This window comes from Pseudoduganella flava (genome assembly GCF_007830495.1).
GTDB classification, from domain to species: Bacteria; Pseudomonadota; Gammaproteobacteria; order Burkholderiales; family Burkholderiaceae_D; genus Rugamonas; species Rugamonas flava.
Genome location: NZ_VLKW01000003.1, coordinates 42,294 through 68,530 on the forward strand (window position 1 = coordinate 42,294; position 26,237 = coordinate 68,530).

Annotated in this window: 15 protein-coding genes; 9 read left to right on the forward strand and 6 right to left on the reverse strand. The window is 67.8% G+C overall.

Going from position 1 to position 26,237, the window contains the following annotated elements:
• Positions 1-103 precede the first annotated feature (103 nt).
• On the forward strand, positions 104-1,975 hold the full coding sequence (locus tag IP92_RS08455) for a M2 family metallopeptidase (RefSeq protein WP_145874127.1): 1,872 nt from the start codon (positions 104-106) through the stop codon (positions 1,973-1,975).
• Between the two features lie 221 nt (positions 1,976-2,196).
• Here the strand turns inward: IP92_RS08455 and IP92_RS08460 are convergent, their stop codons facing one another.
• Positions 2,197-4,929: a TonB-dependent receptor gene (locus IP92_RS08460; protein WP_145874128.1), complete on the reverse strand. Its 2,733-nt coding sequence runs from the start codon at positions 4,927-4,929 to the stop codon at positions 2,197-2,199.
• Positions 4,930-5,354: 425 nt separating this feature from the next.
• Here IP92_RS08460 and IP92_RS08465 point away from each other — a divergent pair, with 425 nt between their 5' ends.
• Together IP92_RS08465 and IP92_RS08470 are read left to right on the forward strand one after the other, a co-directional pair.
• Positions 5,355-7,271 (forward strand): glycoside hydrolase family 13 protein, encoded by a 1,917-nt coding sequence (locus IP92_RS08465; RefSeq protein ID WP_145874129.1) that lies wholly within the window; start codon positions 5,355-5,357, stop codon positions 7,269-7,271.
• The gene (locus IP92_RS08470; protein WP_145874130.1) at positions 7,268-10,528 is read left to right on the forward strand and encodes an alpha/beta hydrolase-fold protein; all 3,261 of its coding nucleotides are present in this window, start codon (positions 7,268-7,270) and stop codon (positions 10,526-10,528) included. The genes IP92_RS08465 and IP92_RS08470 overlap by 4 nt, the downstream gene beginning before the upstream one ends.
• Positions 10,529-10,739: 211 nt before the next feature.
• Here IP92_RS08470 and IP92_RS08475 read toward each other — a convergent pair whose 3' ends face one another.
• Positions 10,740-11,267, reverse strand: a complete 528-nt coding sequence (locus tag IP92_RS08475) for a GNAT family N-acetyltransferase (protein WP_145874131.1) — start codon at positions 11,265-11,267, stop codon at positions 10,740-10,742.
• On the reverse strand, positions 11,264-12,547 hold the full coding sequence (locus IP92_RS08480; protein WP_145874132.1) for an amidohydrolase family protein: 1,284 nt from the start codon (positions 12,545-12,547) through the stop codon (positions 11,264-11,266). Before IP92_RS08480 ends, IP92_RS08475 begins: the two co-directional genes overlap by 4 nt.
• Positions 12,548-12,778: 231 nt before the next feature.
• On the opposite strand from IP92_RS08480, the gene IP92_RS08485 reads away from it, so the two are divergent.
• The 6 genes from IP92_RS08485 to IP92_RS08505 all read left to right on the forward strand — a co-directional run bounded on the left by IP92_RS08485 (position 12,779) and on the right by IP92_RS08505 (position 20,957).
• On the forward strand, positions 12,779-13,618 hold the full coding sequence (locus IP92_RS08485; RefSeq protein ID WP_145874133.1) for a phasin family protein: 840 nt from the start codon (positions 12,779-12,781) through the stop codon (positions 13,616-13,618).
• Positions 13,619-13,755: 137 nt separating this feature from the next.
• Positions 13,756-15,507: an ABC transporter transmembrane domain-containing protein gene (locus IP92_RS08490; protein WP_145874134.1), complete on the forward strand. Its 1,752-nt coding sequence runs from the start codon at positions 13,756-13,758 to the stop codon at positions 15,505-15,507.
• Positions 15,497-17,296 (forward strand): ABC transporter ATP-binding protein, encoded by a 1,800-nt coding sequence (locus tag IP92_RS08495; protein WP_145874135.1) that lies wholly within the window; start codon positions 15,497-15,499, stop codon positions 17,294-17,296. The genes IP92_RS08490 and IP92_RS08495 overlap by 11 nt, the downstream gene beginning before the upstream one ends.
• Before the next feature lie 176 nt (positions 17,297-17,472).
• Positions 17,473-19,587, forward strand: coding sequence for a tetratricopeptide repeat-containing diguanylate cyclase (locus tag IP92_RS08500; protein WP_229418690.1), 2,115 nt, complete (start codon positions 17,473-17,475; stop codon positions 19,585-19,587).
• Between the two features lie 91 nt (positions 19,588-19,678).
• Positions 19,679-20,356: a hypothetical protein gene (locus IP92_RS29860; RefSeq protein ID WP_158206717.1), complete on the forward strand. Its 678-nt coding sequence runs from the start codon at positions 19,679-19,681 to the stop codon at positions 20,354-20,356.
• Entirely contained in the window at positions 20,346-20,957 is a 612-nt protein-coding gene (locus IP92_RS08505; RefSeq protein WP_158206718.1) for an RES family NAD+ phosphorylase, read from the forward strand. Before IP92_RS29860 ends, IP92_RS08505 begins: the two co-directional genes overlap by 11 nt.
• A gap of 22 nt (positions 20,958-20,979) precedes the next feature.
• Here the strand turns inward: IP92_RS08505 and IP92_RS08510 are convergent, their stop codons facing one another.
• From IP92_RS08510 to IP92_RS08520, 3 genes are all read right to left on the reverse strand, one after another.
• The gene (locus IP92_RS08510; RefSeq protein WP_145874137.1) at positions 20,980-21,324 is read right to left on the reverse strand and encodes an apolipophorin; all 345 of its coding nucleotides are present in this window, start codon (positions 21,322-21,324) and stop codon (positions 20,980-20,982) included.
• 73 nt (positions 21,325-21,397) lie between these two features.
• On the reverse strand, positions 21,398-22,606 hold the full coding sequence (locus IP92_RS08515) for a hypothetical protein (RefSeq protein ID WP_145874138.1): 1,209 nt from the start codon (positions 22,604-22,606) through the stop codon (positions 21,398-21,400).
• A 3-nt stretch (positions 22,607-22,609) separates the two neighbouring features.
• On the reverse strand, positions 22,610-26,236 hold the full coding sequence (locus IP92_RS08520; protein ID WP_145874139.1) for a tubulin-like doman-containing protein: 3,627 nt from the start codon (positions 26,234-26,236) through the stop codon (positions 22,610-22,612).
• Between the last annotated feature and the right edge of the window lies 1 nt (position 26,237).

A 26,237-nucleotide genomic window follows, 5' to 3' on the forward strand; every position in this document is an offset into this window, starting at 1 on the left:
ATGGGTTTGGTGTGGAGCCGAGAGCATGACAAAAGCACCGCGTGAAGACAAGGGCCGATGGGGTATATTGACGGCCTATTTTTCGATACGGGGAGAGATGGAAATGCGGACGACCAACTACAAACCGCTTGTAGTCGCACTGCTACTCGCGCTGGGCACGGCGCACGTGCAGGCGAAGGAGAAAAACAAGCCGGCCACGCCGGCAAAGGAGAAGCCAGCGAAGGCCAAGGCGGCGCAAGGTGCGCCGAAGGCCACGGCGGCCGAAGCGAAGCGCTTCCTTGCGACGACGGAGACGAAGTTCGACAAGCTGAACATGGACCAGGCGCGCGCCGAATGGGTCGGCGCGAACTTCATCACGGACGACACCGAGGCGATCGCCGCCTATTTCGGCGAGCTGCAGCTGGACGCGGCTGGCCAGGCCGCGCTGGGCGCACGCCGCTTCAACGGCCTGCCGCTGGGTGCCGCGGAAGCGCGCAAGCTGAAGCTCCTGCAACTGACGCTGATGCTGTCCGATCCGAAGGAGCGCGCCGACTACGCGGCCGCGCGTGCCGCGCTGTCGGGCGCCTACGGCAAGGCGAAATACTGCCCAACCGACGGCCGCCCGTGCATGCCGCTGGGCGAGCTGGAAAAGATCCTGGCGACGAGCCGCGATCCGGCCAAGCTGCAGGACGCGTGGGCCGGCTGGCACGCGCAGGCGCCTGCCTACAAGCAGCGCTACGCGGATTTCGTGCAGCTGTCGAACAAGGGCGCCCGCGAGATGGGCTATGCGGATACGGGCGCGCTGTGGCGCTCCGGCTACGACATGCCGCCGGAAGACTTCGCGTTCGAGATGGAGCGCCTGTGGCTGCAGGTGAAGCCGCTGTACGACTCTCTGCATGAATACACCCGCTACAAGCTGCGCGCCGCCTACGGCCCGAACGTGGTGCCGCTGACGGGCCCGATCCCCGCGCACCTGTTCGGCAATATGTGGAGCCAGACGTGGGACAACATCTACCCGCTGCTGAAACCCGCGCAGGGCGCCAGCAGCTTCGACCTGACCAAGGTGCTCGAGGACCGCAAGACCACGGCGAAGCAGATGACGCAGTACGCCGAAGGCTTCTACACGTCGCTGGGCATGCAGAAGCTGCCGGCCACGTTCTGGGAACGCTCGCTGCTGACCAAGCCGCGCGACCGCGACGTGGTGTGCCATGCGTCGGCATGGTCGATCGACGCCAAGGACGACGTGCGCATCAAGATGTGCATCAACCCGACGGCCGAGGACTTCACGGTGATCCACCACGAGCTGGGCCACGTGTACTACTTCCTCGCCTACCAGGACCAGCCGAACCTGTTCCGCGCCGGCGCCAACGACGGCTTCCACGAAGCGATCGGCGACACGATCGCGCTGTCGATCACGCCGGGCTACCTGAAGAAGATCGGCCTGATGAAGGAGGACCCGGACCCGAAGGCGGACATCGGCGAACTGCTGCGCCGCGCGCTGTCGAAGGTGGCGATCCTGCCGTTCGCGTACTCCGTCGACAAATGGCGCTGGGACGTTTATGCCGGCAAGACCCAGCCGGCCGACTACGACCGCACTTGGTGGCAGCTGCGCGAACAGTACATGGGCGTGAAGCGCCCGCTGCCGATGCTGGCCAATGGCTTCGACGCCGGGGCCAAGTACCACGTGCCGGCGGACGTGCCGTATGCACGCTACTTCCTGGCCGACCTGCTGCAGTTCCAGTTCCACCGCGCGCTGTGCCGCGAGGCCGGCTACACGGGCCCGCTGCACCAGTGCTCGATCTACGGCAATGCCGCCGCAGGCAAGAAGCTGCAGGCCATGCTGGAGCTGGGGATATCGAAGCCGTGGCCGGAAGCGCTGAAGGCGATCAGCGGCGAGGACCGTATCGACGGCAATGCGCTGCTCGAATACTTCGCGCCGTTGAAGGCGTGGCTCGATGAGCAGAACCGGATGCTGGCGGCGCAGCAGAAGGGGTGATTTGCTTGCGCCAGCGTGTGAGACCCGGCTGCGGCCGGGTTTTTTTTATGCTCAGCGCGGTGGCGCCGACATGGGCAGCGTGCCGCGCAAAAAACAAAACCCCAAGTGCAAGACCTGGGGTCAGACCCGGCGGGTCTGACCCCGGCATCTGCCTTGGGGTTAATGACGCGATCGGGCTCGCTGACTTCCGTGCTCGACCAGCGCCTTTTGATGCAGCCGGATCAGAACTTGTAGTTCACGCCCAGCAGGATGGTACGGCCATACTTCTGGTACTCCAGCTGCTGGTTCGTCGAGCCGTTGTAGGTTTCGTAGGCGGCGTTGCGCAGGTTGTTCGCCTGCAGGACGATGCCCAGGTCCTTCAGCGGGCCGTTCTGGAACGTGTAGCCCAGCTGCAGGTCGATGACCTTCTCGCCCACCACGTAGCGCAGCGAACGTTCGGCGGCGAAGTTGCCGATCTCGCCGACGAAGTCCGAACGCTTGCGCTGGCTGACGCGGGCTTCGAAGCCGGCCTTCTCGTAGTACACGGTCAGGTTCGTCACGCGCTTGGACAGGCCCGGCAGCGGGATGTTCTGGCCGATCGAGCCGTCCGGTTCCTGGATCGCGATATTGCTGTCCGTGTAGGTACCGGAAGCCACGATGCCGAAGCCGTCCAGCACCGGCGTCAGCATGTTCAGCGGCAGGGAGCCGGACAGTTCGACGCCGCGCATCGTGCCGCCGTTGCCGTTGTACGGTGCCTTGAAGTCGCCGAACACCGTGTTCGCTTTCGTGCCCGGCACGAAGGCCGAGAAGTCGTAGGTCTTCGTCTGCGTGAAGATGTACGTGTCGAGCTTCTTGAAGAAGAACGCGCCGGCCAGGTAAGCCTTCTTGCCGAAGTATTTTTCATACGAGACGTCGAACGCCTTGGCACGCCACGGGTCCAGCTTCGCATTGCCGCCCGATGCACCTGGTTTGAGCGTCGTGTCCGACACACCGAAGTCCACCGCGGCACGCAGCTGGTCCACGCGCGGACGGGCGAGCTGCTTGGCCAGCGCCACGCGCAGCGTTTGGTCGTTCGGCAGGCCGAAGTTCAGGTTCATGCTCGGCAGGTAGTCGGTGTACGACTTGCCGTCGTGGATAGGCTGCACCTGGTTCCCCGCCGGCAGCGCGCCGTTGAAGTAGTTCGAGTCCGAACCCTGCTTGGTGTGCTGGATCTGCACGCCCACGTTACCACGCAGCGAGATGTCGCCGAATTCGTGCTCGATGTTCGCCTTCGCGAACGCGGTCGAGATCTTCTCTTCCACCGACCACGTCTTCAGGATCACGTTGCCCGACGTTGCGCTCGGGTTGAACGTCATGTACTTCGATACCACGCCCGGCACGTTCCATGCGGGCACGTTGCCGACGCCGGCGAAGCCCAGGTCGACGGTGCCGTAGATCAGCGACGGGTCGAGCGTCGTCGGGCTGCCGTTCAGCGTCGTGCTGCCTTCCGGCTGGCTCTTGTCCTTCGAACGGTCGCTGTAGTTGACGCCGATGTCGAAGCCGGAGAACCAGTTTTCCAGCGCGGCCGGGGCCTGGAAGTTGGCCGCCACTTTCACGCTCTTCAGTTCATCCTCGACGAACGGGATCTTGCCGTAGCCGGGGCCGTAGATCGTGTCCTTCAGGTACAGGTTGGCGGGGCTGGCGTAATCGCTGCGCGCTGGCGTCATCGTCGGGAACGCGCCCGTGTTGAAGCCGAGGCGCACGCTGTCCAGGTACTGCGATGCGTTGACGGCGCCCAGCTGCAGGTTGTTCTCCAGCGAGAGTTCGTCGCGCTTGGCCTTCGACCAGCTCGCGTCGGCCACCAGCTTCCAGCCCGTCATGCGGAATTCGTTGTTCCAGCCCAGCGCGCGGATATCGTCGCGGCGCTTGGTGTACATGCCGCGCACCAGCGGGTAAACGTTGTTCGCGGTGGCGGTGCCGATCGCATTGCCGTTCTTCGTCACGTCCGTGAACAGCAGGCCCGGTTGCAGGTTGCCGTTCCAGCCGCCCAGCGGGATCTCGAACTGGTTCGCCGTGTCCTCATGCTTGAAGATCGACGCGTACATGTCGATCGTGCTGGTCCACTGCTTGTTCGGACGGTATTCGATCACGCCCATCAGGCCGTCGCGGCGGTTGTAGCCGGTGCGGGCCAGTGCCTTGATGCCGTCGGTGGTCGTGGTGCCGGTCGGCAGGCCGGGGCGCGATTCCGTCTTCCACGGTTCGTAGATGCCGGTTTCCTGCGCCAGCACCGGCGACTCCAGGTGGGCGAAGCCGACGGCCACGCCCAGCGTGCGGTTCAGGAACTGGTCGATGTAGCTGACGGAGAAGCGGTTGCCCAGCGACTTCGTGTTGGCCATGCTGCCCAGCGAGTTGCCTTCGCCGCGCACGTTCATCGCGACGGTGCGCTTGCCGAAGTTCAGCGGACGCACGGTCTGCAGGTCGATCGTGCCCGACAGGCCCTGGCCGATCAGGCCCGCATCCGGGGTCTTGTAGATCGTCACGCCGGACAGCAGCTCGGACGGGTACTGGTCGAATTCGACGCTGCGGTTGTCGCCGGTGGAGACTTGTTCGCGGCCGTTCAGCAAGGTCGTGGCGAAGTCGGGGGACAGACCGCGCACGGAGATCACTTGCGCACGGCCGGCCACGCGCTGCGCGGCCAGGCCCGGCAGGCGGGCAATGGATTCGGCGATGGAGACGTCCGGCAGCTTGCCGATGTCTTCAGCGGAAATGGCTTCAACGATCGACGTCGAATCCTTCTTGACGGAGATGGCGTCCTCGATGCCGCGCCGGATACCGGTCACGGTCACGGTGGTCATCGGCGCCTCGGCCGCCGGAGTGTTCTGTGCTTGCGCCGCGGCCGGATTGGCCAGTGCGGCGATGAAGAGTGCGCAGCCAGCGGCCACCGGGCTCAGTTGCAGGGCCGTGCGCGTGCTGCGCTCAGGCGCGAAGAATTTCATCGAAGTCCCCTCACAATCAAAACGAATATTTCCCGTCTGCACACTTAACTGAACTACACGGGAATCCAAGGAATGCGGCCGCTCTTTTAGACGTCCTGCAAGAATTTTGTATTAAAACTAGATGCAGTGTCAATTAAAGTTCAGTCCGACTACGTGGAAATAGGCCGTTTTCCGGGGCGCTCTAGGCCCTTCGTTGTACGCAGGCTACAGGGAGTCACAGACACATATGTAGTGGGACTACAGAAAATGATGGAAAACAACCGTTTCCACTGAAATTCTGTAACGAAACGGGATCGTCGAGCGCCGCGCTGTATTAAAACTAGGTCGACGGACTCGCCGGTTTGAATTCTCGCAGCAGACATAGTATTCTGCCATCAAAACGGCCGCCCAAGAGCCTGTAGTTCCGCTACTTACAGAGGAGACTCATGAGACTGCCGCGCAGCCCTTTCCCACACGCGCTCGTACGCGCCGCGCTGTTCCCCGCTCTGCTCATCGGTATGTGCGCTCACGCCGCCGACTATCGCATCGACCGCGTCGAGCCCGCGTTCTGGTGGACCGGCATGCACCACAAGACGGTCCAGCTGATGGTGCACGGCACCGCGATCGCGGAACTGGTGCCGGCCATCGACCAGCCGGGCGCCCGGGGTGTACGTATCGCGGCCGTCACGCGCGCGGCCAATCCGAACTACCTGTTCATCGACCTGGCGCTGGGCGACGATGCGCAGCCGGGCGCCTTCGATATCGTGTTCCGTCCCGCCGCCGGCGCTGCCGCCGCGCCGGTGCTGCGCCACCGCTACCAGTTGCTGCCCCGTGCGCCCGGCTCGCGGGAACGGCGCGGCTTCGGCCCGCGCGACACGATCTACCAGGTGATGCCGGACCGGTACGCGAACGGCGATCCGTCCAACGACAGCGTGCCAGGCCTGCTGGAGCAGGCCAAGCGCGGCAGCGGCGGCGGGCGCCATGGCGGCGACCTGGCCGGCATGACGGCGCACCTCGACTACGTGGCGGACATGGGCTACACGCAGGTCTGGCCGACGCCGCTGGTGGAAAACGACATGCCCGCCTACTCGTATCACGGCTACGCGGCAACGGACTTCTACCGGATCGACCCGCGCTACGGCAGCAACGAGGACTTCCGCACGTTCGTCGCCCGCGCCCGCGACAAAGGTATCGGCGTGATCCAGGACGTGGTGCTGAACCACATCGGCAGCCGCCACTGGTGGATGCGCGACATGCCGATGCCGGACTGGATCAGCCATGGCGGCCAGCCGGTGATGACGGAGCACCACCGCGTCGCGTTGAACGATCCGTACGGCAGCCGCGCGGACGCGCGCAACTTCACGGAAGGCTGGTTCTCGCGCGGCATGCCGGACCTGAACCAGGCCAACCCGTTCGTCGCCAACTACCTGATCCAGAACACGATCTGGTGGGTCGAGTATGCGGGGCTGTCAGGCCTGCGGGTGGACACGTACGGCTATTCGAACACGGCCTTCCTGGCCGAATGGTCGCGCCGCGTGATGGACGAGTACCCGCAACTGAACCTCGTCGGCGAGGAGTGGAGCACGCGCGTGCCCGTCGTCGCGCGCTGGCAGCGCGGCAGCAACGGTGTCGGTGCCGCGCCGCCGTCGCAGCTGCCGTCGCTGATGGACTTCCCGCTGAACGATGCGCTGCGCCGCGGCCTGGCCAGCGCGGCGGCGGACAGCAACTTCGGCACCTTCAGCCTGAACGACCTGTACGAAACGCTGGCCCTCGACTACCTGTATCCGGACGCCGGCAACCTCGTGCTGTTCGAAGGGAACCATGACCTGCCGCGCACGTGGACGGTATTGAACGAGGACATGGGCCTGTACCGCATGGCGCTGGCCTATGTGCTGACGGCGCCGCGCATCCCGCAGCTGTACTACGGCACCGAGATCCTGATGCCGAGCACGAAGGAAGGCCGCGACGACGCGTCGTACCGCCGCGACTTCCCCGGCGGCTGGGCCGGCGACAAGGTCAATGCGTTCACCGGCGCGGGCCTGACGCGCCAGCAGCGCGAAGCGCAGGCGTTCGTGAAGAAGCTGCTGAACTGGCGCAAGGGCGCCACCGTGATCCACGCTGGCCGCACGATGCACTTCGGCCCGCAACAGGACACCTATGTGTTCTTCCGCTACGACGACAAGGCAAAGGTGATGGTCGCGCTGAACAAGAACCGGCAAGCCGTCACGCTCGATGCGGCGCGCTTCGGCGAGATGCTGCACGGCGTCACGCAAGGGCGCGACGTGATCACCGGACAAACCTATCCACTCGCGGGCAGCATCGCGCTGCCGGCACGCACCGCCCTCATCCTGGAGCTGCAATGAACCGACCCCATCTCGCCCTGCTGGGCGCACTGATCGCCGCCGGCGCCCATGCGACGGAACTGCCGGTGTCCTTCGGCAGCTGGGGCCATCAGGAGGCGGTGCGCTTCGCCACGCCGGACGACAACGCGCCGCTACGCACCTACACGCACAGCACGACGATGCGGCTGCGCGACGGCGATCCGCAATCCGTCACCTACGCCGAGCATGCCAACCTGCCGCGCGTGCGCAGCGGGAACGTGGCGTTCGACGCGCTGTTCGCGATGGCACTGGCCGAGATGCGGCAGGACAGCGTGGCGGCGATCCGCGACGACAGCTACAACGGCGGCCAGCCGATCCCGTGCGACTGCTTCGAGACGGGCGAGAAATGGCATTACGTGTGGACGCGCGACCTGTCCTATGCGGCGCACCTGGGCCTGGCGCTGCTGGACCCGCAACGGGTACGCAACTCGCTGCAATTCAAGCTGTCCGGCTACCGCGCCGGCGTGACGAAACCGGAGCGCGTGCCCGGCACCGCCGACGGCCTGCAGATCGTGCAGGACACGGGCAGCGGCGGCAGCTGGCCTGTCAGCACGGACCGCGTCACGTGGGCCTTTGGCGCCGAGGAGACGCTGAAGGCGCTGCCGGCCGCCGAGCGCGCCGCGCTCGTTCCGGTGGCGTTGCAAGCGCTGAAGAACACGATCGAGATCGATCGCGTGGCGGCGTTCGATGCGGCGGCGGGCCTGTACAACGGCGAGGAATCGTTCCTCGACTGGCGCGAGCAGAGCTACGCGAGCTGGATCCCGGACCGCCTGGCGAGCATGGCCACGTCGAAGGCGCTGTCGACCAATGTGGCGCACTACAAGGCGTTGACGCTGGCGTCCAGCCTGGCCCTTGAGCAGGGCGATGCCGCGACGGCGCAGCGCTATGCCGGCTGGGCCACCGCGCTGAAGGACGCGATCAATGCGCGGCTATGGCTGCCCGACGCGGGCATGTACAGCAGCGTCACGGCCGGCCATTTCGATGGGGCGCCGCAGTACCAGTTCGACTGGCTGGGGCAGGCGCTGGCGATCGTCACCGGCGTCGCCGATGCGGAGCAGGCCGACAGCATCCTCGCACACTATCCGCACGGGCCGATGGGCGCGCCGGTGATCTGGCCGCAGCAGCCGGGCCGCGCGGTGTACCACAACCGCGCGATCTGGCCGTTCGTGACGGCCTATGGCCTGAAGGCGGCGGCGCGGATGCACAACGTGGCGGTGGCCGATGCGGCATACGACACGCTGCTGCGCGCGGCGGCCGTCAACGCATCGAACATGGAAAACTTCGAGTGGCTGACGGGGCGGCCGATGCTGGCGCTCCGGCAGGATGGCAAGGACCTGTCCGGGCCCGTCGTCAATTCGCGCCGGCAGCTGTGGTCCGTGGGCGGCTATGTCGGCGCGATCGTCGGCGGCGTGTTCGGCATCGCGACGACGCACGACGGCATCGCCGTCAAGCCGTTCATCACGTCGAAGCTGCGCAACGAGGCGTTCCAGGGCAGCGCCACGGCCTCGCTTTCCGGCCTGGTGCTGCGCGGGCACAGGATCGACGTGCAGGTAGTGTTGCCGGCGCCCCGCTTCGAGACCGGCTACTACCCGGTGCAGCAGGTGCTGTTGAACGGCAAGCCGGTCGGCGGCGACATCAAGTGGAGCGAGCTGGCGGACACCAATACGATCGTCGTGCAGCTGGGCGACATGCTGCCGGGCCGGCAGAAGATCACGCGTGTGGCGGCGCAGCCGATGGACGTCGACCCGGCCGTGTTCGCGCCGCGCGAGCCCGTCATCACTAGCGCCGCAAAGGGCAGGCTGGCGTTCGCCGCCGCGCCGGCAGCGGGCATCACGTACAACGTGTATCGGGACGGGCGCCTCGTCGGTCGCGACGTTCGCGGGGCGACGTGGACGGACAAGACGCCTGCCGCGGCGGCGTGCTATGCGGCCGAGGCGGTGTACACGGCATCGGGCAACCGCAGCCACCACAGCGAGCCGGTATGCACGGGCGGCACGATCGCGCTGGCGGCGGGCGACGCGCGGATCGTCTCCAGCGTGCCGGCCACCGATGGCGTGATCCGCGGCTGGGGCGCACCGGCGGACACGCTGCGTGCCGGCGGCATCGCGGTCCGCGCGGCGGGCGCGTACCAGGTGCAGGTCGCGTATCGCAACAATGCGCATCAGGTGAACCTGGGCGTCAGCGGCGGCGTGAAGTGGCTGGTGCTGCGCGACGCGGCGGGCAAGGTGCGCGCCGAAGGTGTTGTGCAGCTGCCGCACTCCCCGGCCGGGCAGACCGTGTACTCGACGCCACTGGCGGCGCGTCTGGAGCCCGGCACGTACGCGGTGGAGCTGGCGGACTTCGTCAACATGAGCAGCCTGCAGTCGAACGCCACGTACAAGGATGCCGGCGGCGCGGCCGGGCCGATGAACCGCATCGACATCCACGGCATCAGGCTGCTCGCGACGAGCGCCCCAGCCATGGCACCAGTACCGCGCGGACGGCTGGAAATCGTCGACGGCTTCGCGTCGCCGCAGCTGGGCAACACGCGCAAGCTGCGCATCTGGCTGCCCCCGAGTTATGACGCCACTCCCGGCAAGCGCTATCCGGTGCTGTACATGCACGACGGCCAGAACCTGTTCGACGACAAGACGGCGTATTCGACCGAGTGGCACGTGGACGAAGTGGCCGACCGGCTGGCGGCCGAGGGACGCATGCGCGAGATCATCGTAGTCGGCATCGACAACACGCCGGACCGCGCGCACGAATACACGCCATGCTGCGAACCGCGCATCGGCGGCGGCAAGGTGGACGACTACGGCCGCTTCCTCGTCGACACGGTCAAGCCTTACATCGACGGCCGCTACCGCACGCTGCCCGGCAAGCCCGACACGGCGCTGATGGGCTCCTCGTTCGGCGGCCTCGCCACCCTGGCGATCGCCGAGCGCTACCCGCACGTGTTCGGCCACGCGGGCATCGTCTCCGGCTCGTTCTGGTGGAACAATGGCACGCTGATCGCCACCGCCCCACGCCGCGCCGCGCTGCCGGTGCGCCTTTACGTGGACGCCGGCACGGCCGCCGACGGCATCGAAGCGACGCGCGCCTTCCACAAGGCACTGCTGGCCAACGGCTGGCGCGCCGGCACCGACCTGCTGTACGTCGAAGACGAAGGCGGCGTGCACAACGAACTGTCATGGGCCGCCCGCGTGCACCGCCCGCTGACGTGGTTCTTCCCCGCGAAGCCCCAAGCCAATAGATGAGCTGGTCGCTAAACAACAACAGGGACTGTCCCTCGATAAAAAAAACAACAGGGGACTGTCCCTCGATTCTGGAAACTTCGTGGCGCCGCGCGGTCAGCGTGTCACGAAGGCGCGAGGGATCGCAGCGGATCGGCACGCGTTTGCGTGCGATCGCGCGAACGTGATGTGCGGTCGCAAAAAAGTTTCCTGAAACGAGGGACAGTCCCCGAATTCAGGAAATGTTTTGACGGGGGAATTCGAGGCAGTAGACGTTCGTGTCGCGTTCTTCCAGCGGGAAGCGGGTGCGGTGAAGGAAGCGCAGGCCGAGTTTTTGCAGCAGCGCGATCGACGGGGCGTTGGCGGGGTTCGTGATGCCGTACAGCCGCGGCAGCGCCAGCGTTGTGCGGGCGTGGTCGACGACGGCCGCCGCCGCTTCGTAGGCGTAGCCCTGGCCCCAGTAGCGCGGTGCGATCGCGTAGCCGATATCGGTGCCCGGCAACGTGTCGCGCAGGATCAGGCCGCACAGGCCCAGCGCCGCGCCATCCTCCTTGCGCTCGACGAGGTACAGCGAGTAGCCGAGGCGGCGCTGCAGCATCATCGGGCCGGACAGGATCGCGCTGCGCGCCTGCTCCACCGTGCGGATGCCCTTGTCGCCGATATTCTCCAGCCATGACGGATCGTTGACGAGCTCCAGGTAGAACGGCGCATCGTCCGGCTGCATCGTGCGCAGCCGCAGGCGGGATGTCTCGAGGATCTTCATCGCGCTCCTCCCGTGTGACGGAAGTCCACGCTCGCGGGCCGGCCCGGCAGGTCGAGCCGGGCCACGGCGCGCGGCGCTTCGGCGACGATGCGCCCGCGCCGCATCACCACGCGCCGCGCGGCGCGCAGCCGGATCGCTTCGACCGGGTCGGCCGCATCGAGCAGCACCAGGTCGGCATGGCAGCCGGGAGCGATGCCATAGCCTTCCAGGCCGAGGATGCGCGCCGGGTTCTCCGTGACGGCGGCGAAGCAGGCGCGCATCGCCTGCTGGCTCGTCATCTGCGCCACGTGCAGGCCCATATGCGCCACTTCCAGCATGTCGCCGGAACCCATGCCGTACCACGGGTCCATCACGCAATCGTGGCCGAAGGCGACGGTGACGCCGGCCGCCATCAGCTCCGGCACGCGCGTCATGCCGCGCCGCTTCGGGTACGTGTCGTGCCGGCCCTGCAAGGTGATGTTGATCAGCGGGTTCGCGATCGCCGCCACGCCGCTCTCGGCGATCAGCGGCAGCAGCTTGCTGACGTAGTAGTTGTCCATCGAATGCATCGACGTCAGGTGCGAGCCCGCCACGCGCCCGTGCAAGCCGAGCCGGTGCGTTTCGGCGGCCAGCGTTTCGATGTGGCGCGACAGCGGGTCGTCCGATTCGTCGCAGTGCATGTCCACCATCAGGCCCTGCTGCGCCGCGTATTCGCACAGCAGCCGCACGGATTCGGCACCGTCGGCCATCGTGCGTTCGAAATGGGGGATGCCGCCGACGACGTCGACACCCATGCCGATCGCCCGCCTCAGGTTGGCGAACGCGGTGGCGCTGCGCAGCAGGCCGTCCTGCGGGAACGCGACCAGCTGCATGTCCAGGTACGGCGCGACGCGGCGCTTCACGTCCAGCAGCGCTTCGACGGCCAGCAGGCGGTCGTCGCACACGTCCACATGCGTGCGGATCGCCAGCAGCCCGCGCGCCACCGCCCAGTCGCAGTAGCGCAGCGCCCGTTCCACCAGCGCCTCCTGCGTCAGCGCGGGCTTCAGCTCGCCCCACAGCGCGATCCCTTCGAGCAGCGTGCCGCTGGCGTTCACGCGCGGCAGGCCGTACGACAGCGTGGCATCCATGTGGAAGTGGGCGTCGACGAACGGCGCCGTGACGAGGTCGCCCTGCGCGTCGATCTCGCGCGCGCCCTGCACGGGCAGGCGCGGCGCGACGGCGGCGATGCGGCCATCCTGCACGGCGATGTCGACTTCGGTGCGGCCATCGGCCAGCGTGGCATTGCGGATCACGATATCCATCGGAACCTTTCGGCATTGGGGTGGTCGATTGTAGGCAGAGCACGCGCCACAATGCAACGCGTGCCGCCGCGCCTGTTACGCGTCCGTGAGGTGCCTTGTTTCTCTCTGCGCGGCGATGTTGCAGTGCATAAATTAACTGACGAATTCACACACAAAGCGCTTTCCAAGGCCTTGTTTCATCGCTAGAATGCCTTTATTGCATCGCACCATCCATCGTTCCCAGGAGAGCTTATGTCTTCGATTACCGAGCAACTATCCGCAACGAGCAAATCCCAGTTTGAAAGCCAGCTCAATTTCCTGAACAACGTGTTGAAGAAAACCGTCGACGGCGCCGAACAGGTGGTGGCACTGAACCTCAGCACGGCACGCAATGCCGCGGAACGCAGCGCGGCCGCCACGCGCCAGCTGCTCGAAGCGAAGGATGCGCGGGCGGTACTGGAACTGGCCCGTCCGCTGTCCGCCATCGAGGGCTTGTTCGCCTATGGCCGCGAGCTGTTCACGATCGCCAGCAAGACGCAAGTCGAACTGCTGCAGTCGGCACGCGAGCGCTTCAGCGACCTGCCCAGCAAGACCCTCGTGCTGGCCGCGCCGGCGGTGACGCAAGTGCCGGCGCAGGCCGCGCAGAGCGCCATCCATGGCGTCACGGACACGGCGCAGGCGGTCACGCAATCGGTCACCGACAGCGCGCAGGCCGTCACCCGCAGCGCCACCGATACGGCGCAGGCGGCCACGCACGCCGTTGCCGACACGGCCGCGCAGGCAACGCACGCAGCCAGCGCGGCCGCGGGCAGTGCCGTCGAAGCTGCCAGCCATACGCTGGCCCAGGCCGCGCACAATGCGCAGCCGGCCACCGATGCGGTGACGGACGCCGTCGAGCAGGTGGCGCAAGCCGTAGCCGACAACACGCCTGCCGCATCGACCGCCGCCCTGTTCGATGGCGAGGCGGCGCCCGCGCCGAAGACGGTGCGCAGCAAGCCGGCCGCGAAGCCGGTGGCCGAAGCCGTCGCCGCGCTGGCCGACAAGCCTGCCACGACGTTGAAGTCGGTGCCGGGCCAGAAGTCCCGTAAATAAGCACGCAAATCAGCGCACAATTCGGCGCCGGATAACGGCGCCGGCCCCCTCCTCTCCCGCCCGGCCGCCCCACACGGACCCGGCCGGCGCGTTCCGCCGGCCTGATGTATCCTAGCGAGCTTCGTGAAGGATATGTCATGAGTTTATCGAGCCTCCTCGTCGGCTTCGTGCGTGCGCACTGGCGCGCCTACGCGGGCGCGGGCGTGATGCTCGCGCTGGTCGCCGTCATCGGCATCTGGATTCCGCGCCAGATCGGCGCACTGGTCGACGGCCTCGCCGCGCACCGCCTCACGCGTGCGGACCTGGTGCAGGGCGTGGGCCTGCTGCTGGCGGTCGGCGTGGCCAACTACGGCCTGCGCGTGGCCTGGCGCATCCGCCTGTATTCGGCCGCGTACCGGCTCGGCGTGGAACTGCGTACCCGCTTCTACCGCCGCCTGACGTTGCAAGGCCCCGCGTTCTACCAGAAGCAGCGCACCGGCGACCTGATGGCGCTGGCCACCAACGACATCGATGCGATCGAGCAGGCCGCCGGCGAAGCGATGCTGGCCGGCTTCGACGGCACGCTGTCGCTGATGATGGTCATCGGCGTCATGATCCTCGGCGTCGACTGGCGCCTCGCGCTGTTCGCGCTGCTGCCGTTCCCGCTGATGGCGTATGCGTTCTGGCGCATCTCGTCGCACATCCACACGGCCGAAGCGGATTCGCTGAAGCGCTTCTCCGCCTTGAACGATCACGTGCAGGAAACGCTGACCGGCGTGCGCACGCTGCGTACGCTGGGCCTGGAACGGCGCAGCGCCGCCACGTTCGCGGAGCTGGCGGGCAAGGCCGCCGATGCCGCGCTGACGGCGCAGCGCTGGGAAGCGGCCTACGAGCCGGCCGTCGGCCTGACCCTGGCGGCAGCCACCGGTCTGTCGCTGGGCCTGGGCGGCTACCTCGTGTGGACCGATCAGCTGACGATCGGCGCGCTGACGAGTTTTTCGATGTATCTGGGCCAGCTGATCTGGCCGATGTTCGCGGCCGGCTGGGTGCTGTCGCTGCTGGAGCGCGGCCGCGCCGGCTGGACGCGGCTGCAGCCGATGCTGGATGCGCCGCTGACGATCGCCGACCACGGCACCGTGCAGGACCTGCGCCCGGGCGAGCTGGCCATCGAGCACCTGACGGTCTGCTACCCTGGCCACGACGAGCCGGCGCTGACGGACGTGTCGCTGCGCCTGCTGCCGGGCCAGACGCTGGGCCTCGTCGGCCCCACCGGCGCCGGCAAGACGACGCTGCTGCGCGTGCTGCTGCGCCAACTGGCGCCGCGCGCCGGCACCGTGCGCTGGGCCGGCCACGCGCTGGAGGATTACCAGCTGGCGGCGCTGCGCGGCGCGATCAGCTGGGTGCCGCAGGAATCGTTCCTGTTCTCCGCGTCGATCGCCGAGAACATCGCGCTCGGCAATCCGGAGGCCACGCGTAGCGAGATCGAGCATGCGGCCGACCTGGCGGCGATCCACGACGACATCCTGCTGTTCCCGCACAAGTACGAGACGGAGGTGGGCGAACGGGGCATCACGCTGTCCGGCGGCCAGCGCCAGCGCGTGGCGATCGCCCGCGCGCTGCTGTCCGATAACGACCTGCTGCTGCTGGACGACGCGCTGTCCGCCGTCGATACGGGCACCGAGACGCGCATCCTCGAACACCTGGAAGCACTGCGCCGCGCGCGCCCGGTGCGCAGCGCGATCATCGCCAGCCACCGGCTGTCCGCCGTCGCCGGCGCCGACCAGATCGTTGTGCTGAAACGCGGCCGCATCGTCGAACGGGGCACGCACGACGAACTGCTGGCGCAGGACGGCTGGTATGCCAGCCAGTGGCGCTACCAACAACTGGAGGCAAGCCTCGATGCAAGCTGAACGACAAGAGCGGGCGCACGCGCAGCAGATGCGGCAGGCCGTCGGCCTGTTGCGCGACTCGGCCGGCCCGGACCTGCACCACCTCTGGTGGGCGGTGCTGTGGCTGGCCTGCGCGGCCGGGCTGGAAGTGGTGGCGCCGCTGCTGGGCAAGCGCCTGATCGACGACTACCTGCTGCCGCGCGTGGCGAACTGGCCGGCGATGGCGCTGCTGCTGGGCGGCGTGTTCGTCACGGGCGCCATCGCCACGTGGCTGCGCTACCTGCAGCTGGTGCGCCTGTCCGGCCTGGCGATGCGCTCCGTGCAGCGGCTGCGCGAACGGGTGTACGGCCACGTGCTGCGGCTGCCGATGGCGTTCTTCGACCGCGCCATCACGGGCCAGCTGGTGTCGCGCGTGACGAACGACACCGAGGCCGTCAAGCAGCTGTACGTGCAGGTGCTGTTCGTGATCCTGGACAGCACCATCGTGCTGACGGGGATGATCCTCGCGATGGCGTGGCTGGACTGGCGGCTGATGTCGATCGTCGTGGCGACGATGCCGTTCGTGCTGCTGATCGTGCTGCTGTACCAGCGCCTGTCCGCTCCGGCCGTGACAAAGGCGCGCCAGCTGCGCAGCGACATCAACGCGCAGATGGCCGAATCGATCGGCGGCATGAGCGTGCTGCAGGCGAACAATGCGCAGCGCCGCTTCGGCGAACGCTTTGCCCGCACCAACGACGACCACTACACCCAGCGCGTGGCCGAGATCCGCGCCAACGCGTGGCTGCTGCGGCCGGCGCTGGACATGCTGAACGTGGTGCTGCTGGCCTCCGTGATCTGGCTGTTCGGCCTGCGCGCCGGCGGCGCGGCGCTGGGCGCGGCGGAGGTGGGCGTGCTGTATGCGTTCATCAGCTACATCGCCCGCGTGATCGAACCCCTCATCCAGATCACGATGCAATTCAGCCAGCTGCAGCAATCCGTCGTCGCGACGGCGCGCGTGGCCGGGCTGCTGGACGAACCGGGCGCGCCGGAGCATGGCAAGTGTGGCGACGGCGCGGCCAACGAAGCGGGCGATGCGAACGCGCCGGCGATCGACATCCGCCACCTCGACTTCGCCTACGTGGACGACAACAAGGTGCTGCATGACGTGACGCTGCAGATCCCGCAGGGCGCGTTCTACGGCATCGTCGGCCATACCGGCTCGGGCAAGTCGACGTTGCTGTCGCTGCTGCTGCGCTACTACCCGGCGCGCCCCGGCAGCATCCTGATGAGCGGCGTGCCGCTCGACGAGATCGACCACGACACGTTCCGCTCGCGCGTGGGCCTGGTGCCGCAGGACCCGTTCCTGCTGGCCGCATCGGCCCGCGAGAACATCGACATGGGCCGCAACCTGCCGTTCGAGCGCATCGAGCGGGCGGCCCGTGCCGCCCACGCGCACGACTTCATCCTGGCGCTGGAAAACGGCTACGACACGGTGCTGGGCGAAGGCGGCTCGCGCCTGTCGTCCGGCCAGAAGCAGCTGATCGCGATCGCCCGCGCGCTGGCCGGCGAGCCGCGCATCCTGATGCTGGACGAAGCGACGTCGCGCATCGACAGCGCCACCGAGCAGATCGTGCAGGAGGCGCTGGACGAGCTGCGCGGCCAGGTGACGATCATCGCGATCGCGCACCGGCTGTCGACGATCCGCGACGCCGACCGCATCGTCGTGCTGAACCACGGCCGCATCGAGGAATCGGGCTCGCACGACGCGCTGATGCGCATCGAGGGCGGGCTGTACCAGCGCCTGTACCTGCTGCAGCAGCTGGCGGCGTGAGGCCGCCGGCCTGCTTTGTCACCCCGACAATGGCAAGCCGATAACTGTGTTGCGGAAATGCTCGGACAAGTCACGAATTCACGGAAATTCAAGCCGCCTGAACCGTACTATCAAGCAACAAGCCTATAATGTTCCGACAGCCGCCCAGCCCCAGCGCGCTGCTTTAAGGACCTTACGTGGCCCCTGCCCTGCCTCTCCATTTCCTCCGCATCCTGCCGTTCGCACGCCGCTCCGCCGCCGCGCTGGCGCTTGCTCTGGCGATTGCGCCCGCACTGGCCTGGGGCCAGCCGGCGCTCGACGCCGAACTGGCCGCCACGCGCGAAACGGTGCGCTTCGTGCCGGACGATGCGCTGACCCGGCTGCGCCGGATCGAGGCGCAGGCACGGGTGGCCGCGCCGGCCACGCGCGCAGAATTCCTGTCGCTGTACAGCAGCGCCGTGCGCCGCACCGGCGATGCGAAACGCGCGCTCGCGCTGGCCGATGAACTGGTCGCGTACGGCCGCAACGAGCGCGACAACGTCGCCTTGGCCAAGGGGCTGCTGACACGCACCTACGCGCTGTCTGAATTGAACGAGCTGCCGGCGGCGCACGCGGCGGCCTTCGAGGCGGAAAGCATCGCGCAGGCGACGGCCGACATGCCGCTGCGCGTGCAGGCCACGATCACGGCCGGCCAGTCGTTCCAGGAACAGGGCAACTACCCCGCCGCGCTGGCGAAGCTGCAGGTGGCCACCGACCTGTCGCGCGCCGTGACGGACGACGCGGTGCCGCTGGCTTCCGCCTTGAACGCCCTCGCGCTGCTGTACACGGACATGCGCCAGTACGACAAGGGCTGGGAAGTGCAGCGCGAATCGGTCACGGTGGCCAAGCGGATGAAGTCTCCGGGGCGGCTGGCGATCGCGCTGTCCACCGAATACGGCCTGGCGATCGAGGCGAAACAGTACGAGCGCGCGCGCCGTGCGCTGCTGGAAGGGCTGGCCGTGGAACGCCGGCTGGGCGCGCGCCAGATGATCGCGACGACGCTCGTCAACCTGGCCGACAGCTACCTGAAGGATCGCGACTACGGCCGCGCGGCCGACTACGCACAGCAGGCGATAAAGGCGTCGCAGGAGATCAACAGCCCGCTCAACCTGGCCACCGCGCGCATCAACCTGGGCCAGGCGTATCTCGGCATGGGCCGCGTGGCCGAGGGCAAGCGGCACTTCGAGGCGGGCCTGGACGAATACGAGAAGAACGGCAACAAGCCCGAACTGCAGGGCGTGCTGCTCGAATACGGCACCGCGCTGGAGCGGGCGGGCGACTTCGCCGGCGCCGTGAATGCCTATCATCGGGAACGCCGCATCTCCAACGAGATGTTCGCCGAACAGCGCCAGAAGGCCGTGCTGGAATTACAGCAGAAGTACGACACCGAAAAGAAGCAGCGCCAGATCGAGGCGCTGCGGCAGGATAACCGCGTCAAGGGCGCGGAGCTGGACAACCGCCGGCTGCAGCAGCGCATCTGGTGGCTGCTGGCCGTCGTGTTCGCGCTGGCCTCCGCGGTGGTCGGCCTGTTGTACCGCAAGGTGCGGCACGCCTACGCGCAGCTGGAAGTGAAGAACCTAGAGCTGAAGCAGCAAAGCGCGCTCGATCCGCTGACGTCGCTGTACAACCGCCGCCACTTCCAGGAATTCATGCGCGGCCATGCGCAGGTGGAACGCCGCGGCGGCGAAGACCTGGTCGGTGCGCTGTTCCTGCTCGACGTCGACCACTTCAAGCACATCAACGATACCTATGGCCACGCGGCCGGCGACGCCGTGCTGAAGATGATCGCCGAGCGCCTGCGCATCGCGCTGCGCGAGACGGACATGATCGTGCGCTGGGGCGGCGAGGAATTCCTGGCGTTCCTGCCATCCGTGTCGCGCGGCGGCCTGGACGACGTGGCGCGCCGCATCCTGTCCAGCATCTCGGCGGCGACCGTGCCCTACCAGGGCGCGACCTTGCAGGTGAACGTGTCGGTCGGCTTCGCGCCGTATCCGCTGGCGCCGGGCGGCATGCCGCTGTCGTGGGAGCGCGCCGTCAACCTGATCGACATGGCGCTGTATCTGGCGAAGGCGCATGGCCGCAACCGCGCCTACGGCGTGCGCGGCTTCGCAAACCTGGGCCAGACGACGCTGGAAGCGATCGAGCAGGACCTGGAAAGCGCGTGGCGCAAGGGCTTCGTGGACCTGACGGTCGTGCTGGGCGACACACAGGAAACGCCACCGCCCGCCGAGGATTGGTCGAACGTGGTGGCGATGCCCCGCGGCGGGCGGTAACAAGGTCACATCCTTCCCGCCCGGTTGACATGGTTGACATGGGGCGATAAAGGTATACACTGTCGGTAAACCACTGCGCTGGAGGCAGGCCGTGACCGCTAACGTGATCAAGAAGCAAGTTTTTCCCACTCACCCCGGCAAGTCCACGCCGATGTTGCGGCGGGTATCGCCCGAATCGCTGGCGCCGGCCGCCATCGAGGATGCGATCGACCTCGGCAAGGAAGGCTATGTGCTGGTGAAGCTGCACGGCCCCGTCGCCGGCGGCAGCAGTGAGCAGGGCCCCGTCGCGGTAGCCGATGTGAAGCGCCTGCTGCAGCGCCTGATGGGGCATGACATTGCCCCGCCCGAAGTGATCGAGGAAGACAACACCGGCTTGATGGCCCGCCTGCAGGATGAAGGCATGCGGCGCCGCGCCACGCTGCATGCGCAAGGCGAGCTGCTCGACTCAGCCGACCTGTGCGCCCGCCTCGGCATCAGCCGCCAGGCGTTGAGTAAGGCCATCCGCGACAAGCGTCTGTTCCGCGTCGATGGCACCGGCGGCGCCCATTGGTACCCGGCGTTCTTCGCCACCAGCGCCGGCCACCGGCGCGACCTGGAGCAGGTCAGCGTGCAGCTCGGCGAACTGCCGGGCGACGTCAAATGGAACTTCTTTACCACCCCCAAGTATTCGCTCGGCGAGCGCACCCCGCTCGAAGCGGTCGAACGCGGCGATTGTGCCCAGGCGCTGCGTGCGGCGGCGGAATATCGGGAGCGTAACCTTGGGCGCTAGCCCGCTGGGCCCGCCTCCCCCCATCCTGTTCGAAACGGCGCTGCCGATCCAGCATCTTCACCCGGCGCGCCTGGTACGCGTGTCCGCGTACACGGACGGCGAGCCGTTCTTCGGCGTTTCGGGAAACAACCGGTTCGATGCGCCCGGCTGCAAGGACGGCTTTCCGGAATATGCGGCCTGCTATCTCGGCACGTCGCTCGAAGTCGCCCTGGCCGAATCGATCCTGCATGACGAGGTACCCGTGCAAGGGCAGTTCCGCCTCACCGCGGCCCATTTCCAGCGGCGCTACGCACTGTACTTCGATGGCGACCCACTGCACCTGCTCGACCTGTCCGGCGCGCAGCTGAAGCGGCTGGGCGGTTCGGCCGAACTGACGGGAACGCCGGACTACGCGATGCCGCAGCAATGGGCGCGCGCCGTGTTCAGCAACCCGTCGCGCTTCGACGGCTTCAGCTTCATGTCGCGCCACTACAATACGGGCCGGGCCGTGGCCCTGTTCGATCGGGCCCGCAGCAAGATGGCGCTGGCGCGCTATGCGCCGCTGGTCAACGCGGCCGGCTTTGCCCGCGCGCAGAAGAAGCTCGGCATCGCGTTCACGTGACCGGCGCGGCGCCTGCTGCCGCCTACTTCTTCTCCTTCTTCTCGTCATCCTCGCGCGCCGCCCGGGCGCTGGCCTGCACCTTCTCGCCCGCCCGCTCGAGCTTTTCGCCCACGACCTCGGCCGCGTCGTTCAACTTCTTCCCGGCCACGTCGGCCGCCTCGTCCAGCTTGCGGCTCGTGTCCTTGGCCGCCTCGCGGAATTCGTCGCGCGCCTTGTCCAGGTGCACGGCGGCCTTTTCCGCCGCCTGGTCGAGCTCCCGCCCGGCCCGTTCGCCCGGTCCTTCGACGCGGCGGTCGTCATCCTTGTGACAGCCTGCCAGCGCCAACGCCAACAGCGCGGCCGGCATCAAGCGTAATGTGAATTGCATGGTGACCTCCTTCAACCCGACTCATACAGCTTAGCAAACATTCGCGCGCGCATTGGTGTGCGGACTGCAGCACTCATTCGCAGCGCCCTTCGATCCATTCGCGACCAGCCTTCAGGCAGGCCTGGAATTCGCGGTCCAGCCGGGCCGCCCGGTCGCGCAGTGCGGCGCAATCGCGGCCGCCCAGTTGCGCGCACTGGGCCGCGCGGCCCACCGCACTGCGGTAATTGCCCTGCGCGAGTTCGCGCTCGGCCTCGGTCTGCAGGCGGCGCGCCTCGCGCGGATCCGGTTCGATCGCGGCCGTTTGCAGCCGCGGCGGCGTGGCCGACAGCGGCGGCGGGTACGCGGCTTGCCCACCCTGCCCACCCTGCTCCAGCAGCGTGCTTTCCAGCAGCCGGGACAGCGCGTCGCGCAGCACCTTGATGCGCGGCTCCGCTTCCGGACGGCGCAGTTTTTCGGCCGCGTCCAGCTTCGCTTCCACGCAGGCGCGGTCCTTCTTCTGCAGGCAGGCGTTGGCGTCGTCCAGCAGCTTCGTGGCACGCCGTGCGTCGATGCGCTCGCGCCAGTCGCGCGTTTCGTCGTCGTCGCCCCAGCGCTTGGTGAACGTGGCCAGCCGGGTCGACGCCCGCTCCAGCGCACCGCTCGCCAACGCCGTCTCCAGCGCGGGACGGGCCTCGGCCCACGCCTTCTTGCGCTGGTTCTTCTTCTCGCACGCCGGTGCCGTCGCGGCAATCGCCTTCTGCAGCCGCTCCAGTTGCGCGGCGCTGGCTTTGGCGCCGCGCAGTTCAGCCAGCTCGGTGCGCGCGTCGGCGATGCGGCACTCGGCCGTCAGCGCCACCGCATCGTCGACCCGCTTGTCCAGCTTGCGCGCCGGGTCGCCCGGCTTGACGAGGAACCAGATCGCCAGCAGCAGCAACGCCACCATCGCCCATGTGCCTTTGCCGATGGGCTTTTTCAATGGCGGCTGCGCAGGCCGCCCGCCCGCTGCCGCTCCTGCCGGCGGGCGGGGCACGCCGGCCGCCGGCTCCGCTTGCCGATACCGGGGCGGTACCGGCGCACCAGGGCGCGGGGCCGGTTCCGGACGGGGTGACGGCGAAGCGACCGGCGGTGGTGGCGGCGGCATGGGCGCCGGCGGCACCGGCACGGCGGCCGGTGCCGCGGCAGGTACGGGTACCGGCCGTGCCACCCCGGCCCGTTGCGGCATGCCGCAGTACGGGCAGAACGCGACGGCGCGCGGGAACGTGCGCGCGCAGCCTTCGTTGATGCAGCGATGCTGTTCCGTCACCGCTTACTCCGGGTCCGGGATGTCGTCGACAGGGTCGGGGACCGCCTGCGCAAACAGCGGCGCCAGCTCCGGCACGGCCGCGGCACCCTGCCACTGGTCGACGTGCGGCACCCAGCGCATATTCCACACTTTCGTCTGCGCCGTCACCTCGCCGCGGGCGATGCGCTGCGCCAGTTCCGCCAGCGTGTACGGGCCCAGCTGCGTGCGATTGACGAACACCTTGAACAACGCTGCGCCGGCAGGGGCGGCGGCCGATGGCACGGCACCCGCGCCAGGCGCACCGCCCAGCAGCGCCGCGCAAGCCGCTTCGCCGGCCAGGTACTCGGGCCGCGGCACGCGCTTGTCGACGCTCTGCTGCACTTCCCACGGGTAGGCGTCGGCCGCCGAGCCGGGTACCGCCTCGCTCCATGGCGCCAGCAGCTCCAGCGCACGGTCCTCGGCCTGCGCCAGCGCAGGGTCCGCCGCCAGTGCGCGGCGCAGCCATTCGTCGTGCAGGCGCTTGGCCGTGATGTTCGGCAGCGACGGCGACGGCAGTTCGGCACCCGTCTCGTCCACCTCCAGGCGGGGCTGGTAGACGCGCAGCTGGTAGTGCCGCATCAGCGCGGCCAGCAGCAGCATCTGGTGCGGCCCCATGCGCGCGAGGCGCTGCTGCACCGTGGCGATGATCTGCTCGCGATAATACGCCGGCAGGCCGTTGGCGCGGATCGCGTACTCGTTCCCCACCTGCAGCCACTCGCCGGAACCCTGCTCGACCTCGAACAGGTATTGGCCACGCGGCTGGAACGTCGCCTCGCGGTCTGCGAGATCGGACTTGCGTTTCAGGACGCCCGTCGCCACCGCCTGCAGGTACCACTCGTAATCGTCGGCCAGGCGGTTCAACTCATCCATGCCGGGCGCGATCGGATGGCGGAAGCGCGTCGCATCGAAATGCAGGTGCGTGGGAATCTTCGGGTTCTCGATCTGGTACGACGTGCGCCACGTCGGCAGGCCGCGCAGCACCGTCATCGGATAGCCGGACAGCTCGATGTAGCACACGGCCCGCCCCATCACGCCCGTGTTGACGATGTTGACCAGGTCGCCGTGGAAGTAGCCGGTGGGCGCCGCCGCGCGGATCTCCCCCTCCAGCCGGCGCCACGCATTGGCGTCGCCGACGCCGATGAAGCACTTGAACTGGTCGGCGGACGGCGTGAACTCGGCCGAGAAGCGCGCATTCACCCACGGCATCGCGCTTTTCAGCCACTCGGTGAAGATGCGCTGGCGTTCCTGCACGGACAGCGCCAGCAGCCGCTCCAGCAATGGGTCCGCCGGCTCCGCGCCACCGGCCGCGACTTCCTCGGTGGAGAGCTGCGTCTGCGCGCGGCGGAACAGTTTCAGCAAAAGGCTAGAGCGCAGCTTCTCGTCCGACAGCTGCGGGAACAGCCGCGCCGAGCCGCCGAATTCGAGCAGCACTTCCTCGCTCCATGCGGACACGTCGCCCGTCAATTTCACGGGTGGCGGCGGCTCGTCGTTGGCCAGCTTCATGTACGTGGCATGCTCGTGCTGCGCATCGGCGCGCAGTTGCGCCACGCGCTGGTCCACGGCGCCCAGCATCGCCTCGACGCAGCGGCGGCCTTCCTGGAATTCGCCGGCAATGCCGGACCAGACGGCCTGGCCATGCTCGTCGACGGATTGCGGGTCGCCCAGCCAGGCGGACATCTGCCGCAGCACCTCGGTCGACTGGCCGGCCGCCACCGCCAGCAGGTGGAAGCGCAGGTAGTCGGCGATGTCGCGCTTGGCGTGCACGATCACTTCACGGGCCTGCGCCTGCGCGTTGATCCACTTGTTCGCGGCCTGCGTCAGGTTGTTCAGCGATTCCTCGACCTGGCGCGTGCGCAGCGCATCGCGCAGCTCGCGGTAGCGGCGCGCATTGTGCTCCATGCGCGGGATGTCGCGCTGCGCGATGCGCGCCTTGATCTGCTCCAGCAGCGACAGCACGAATTCCAGCCCGCCCTGCCGGCGATCGTCCAGCAGCGCGTACAGCCGCTCGCGCACGCGGCCCTTCAGCCGCACCGTCAGCTCCTGCGTGTGGCGCTTCAGGCGGTCTTCGCTCGTCTCGGCGATCGCGCCGGCCTCGCGGATCGCGTCGCGCTCCAGGTGCGGCAGCAGCTCGGCGATCTTGGCGCGCCACTCCTTCAGGTCGTAGCCGCCGGTGATGCGGTCGATCTCCGACTGCACCTTCGATTCCACCCGTTCGAGCAGCGAGCGCTGGTCCTTGTCCATCAACAGCTGGTCAATCAGCGCGTATTCCTGGAACGCCGTCACCTCGACGGTGCCCTTCTTGAAGTCCGGGAATTCGTCGAACGGCCGCTCGGCCATCGACATGTGCTCGCGCATGAACACGTCGCGTTCCTGGTCGCCTGCGCGGCGCGGGCCTGCTCCCGCATTCTTTCCATCCTTGCCGATGATACCGAAGAAGGCCAGGACCATCAGCGCGGCCAGTTCATAGGCGCGGATGTCGTCGCGCAGGCCCTGCTGCGTGTCGAGCACGGCCTGGCCGAACGCCGAGTACACCTTCGAGTACGACAGCCGCATGTCGCCGAAGCGCTGCTCCGGCACCTTCGGGTTGAACGGCCCCAGCTTGTGCTGCTGCTGGTTGACGGCCACCGAGCGCTTGCGGTTGGCGAAATCGGCCGACGCGAAATCCTCGAACAGCGAATCGGCCACCATCTGGTAGACGTCCTTCACGTCCTGCGTGGCCTTGTTGGCGAGGTTCGCCGTGTCGACGAAGTACACGTCGTCGAACGGCGCGCCGCGGCCCACCAGGCTGTCCGGATCGGCCCAGCGCACCTGCGCGTTCATGTCGCGCATCGCCGTCTCCAGCTCCATCAAGGTCGCATACGCATTGGCCTCGGTGCGTTCCTTGTTGGCCTTCGCATACCCGGTGGGCATGAACATCACGAGGTCGACCTGGCTGTCCGATACTTCCTGCCGGGCGATCGCCTTGGCCAGCCAGCCCAGGTCCAGCGCCGTGCCCGCACCGGTGCCGCCCGCGTTCGACGCGATGACGACGATGCGGAACTTCGACGTATCGACCTGCAGGCCCAGGCGCTGGTAGTTGTCCTTGCGCTCGATGCCCGCGTTCGACGCGAGGAAGTTCAACGCGCCCTTGATGCGGCCGCGCAGCTTGGCGTATTTGTCGAACAGGTACAGGCGCGCGACGGCGCGGATCTGGCCCGCGCCCAGCGACGGGTCGATGCCCAGCGAGCGCAGCTTCTTCGGCCGCAGCGGCATCCAGCTTTCGATCAGCGGGAAGCGCGCCAGGCTGTCGTCCGACTCGTGGTATTGCGGCAGGTCGATCGGTTCGACGAGGCGCTCTTCCTCGCCCAGCCGGACCAGCTCATACCATGGGTCGGTGCGCTGCGACTTGCCTTCGTCGATGACGGCGCCGCTGTCCAGATCGATGTGCAGGAAGCGCGCGACGGGGAATTCGCCGATCGATTCGACGCGCGTCGGATGGTGGCGGTTCCACACGGCCGCCAGGATGCGGCGGCGGATGCGCATCATCACTTCCATGCCCGTGCCGCCCGCGCCGATGAACAGCGTGGGGCGCAGGTCAACCTTCAGTTCGGTCTTTTTACCGACGGGATCCATC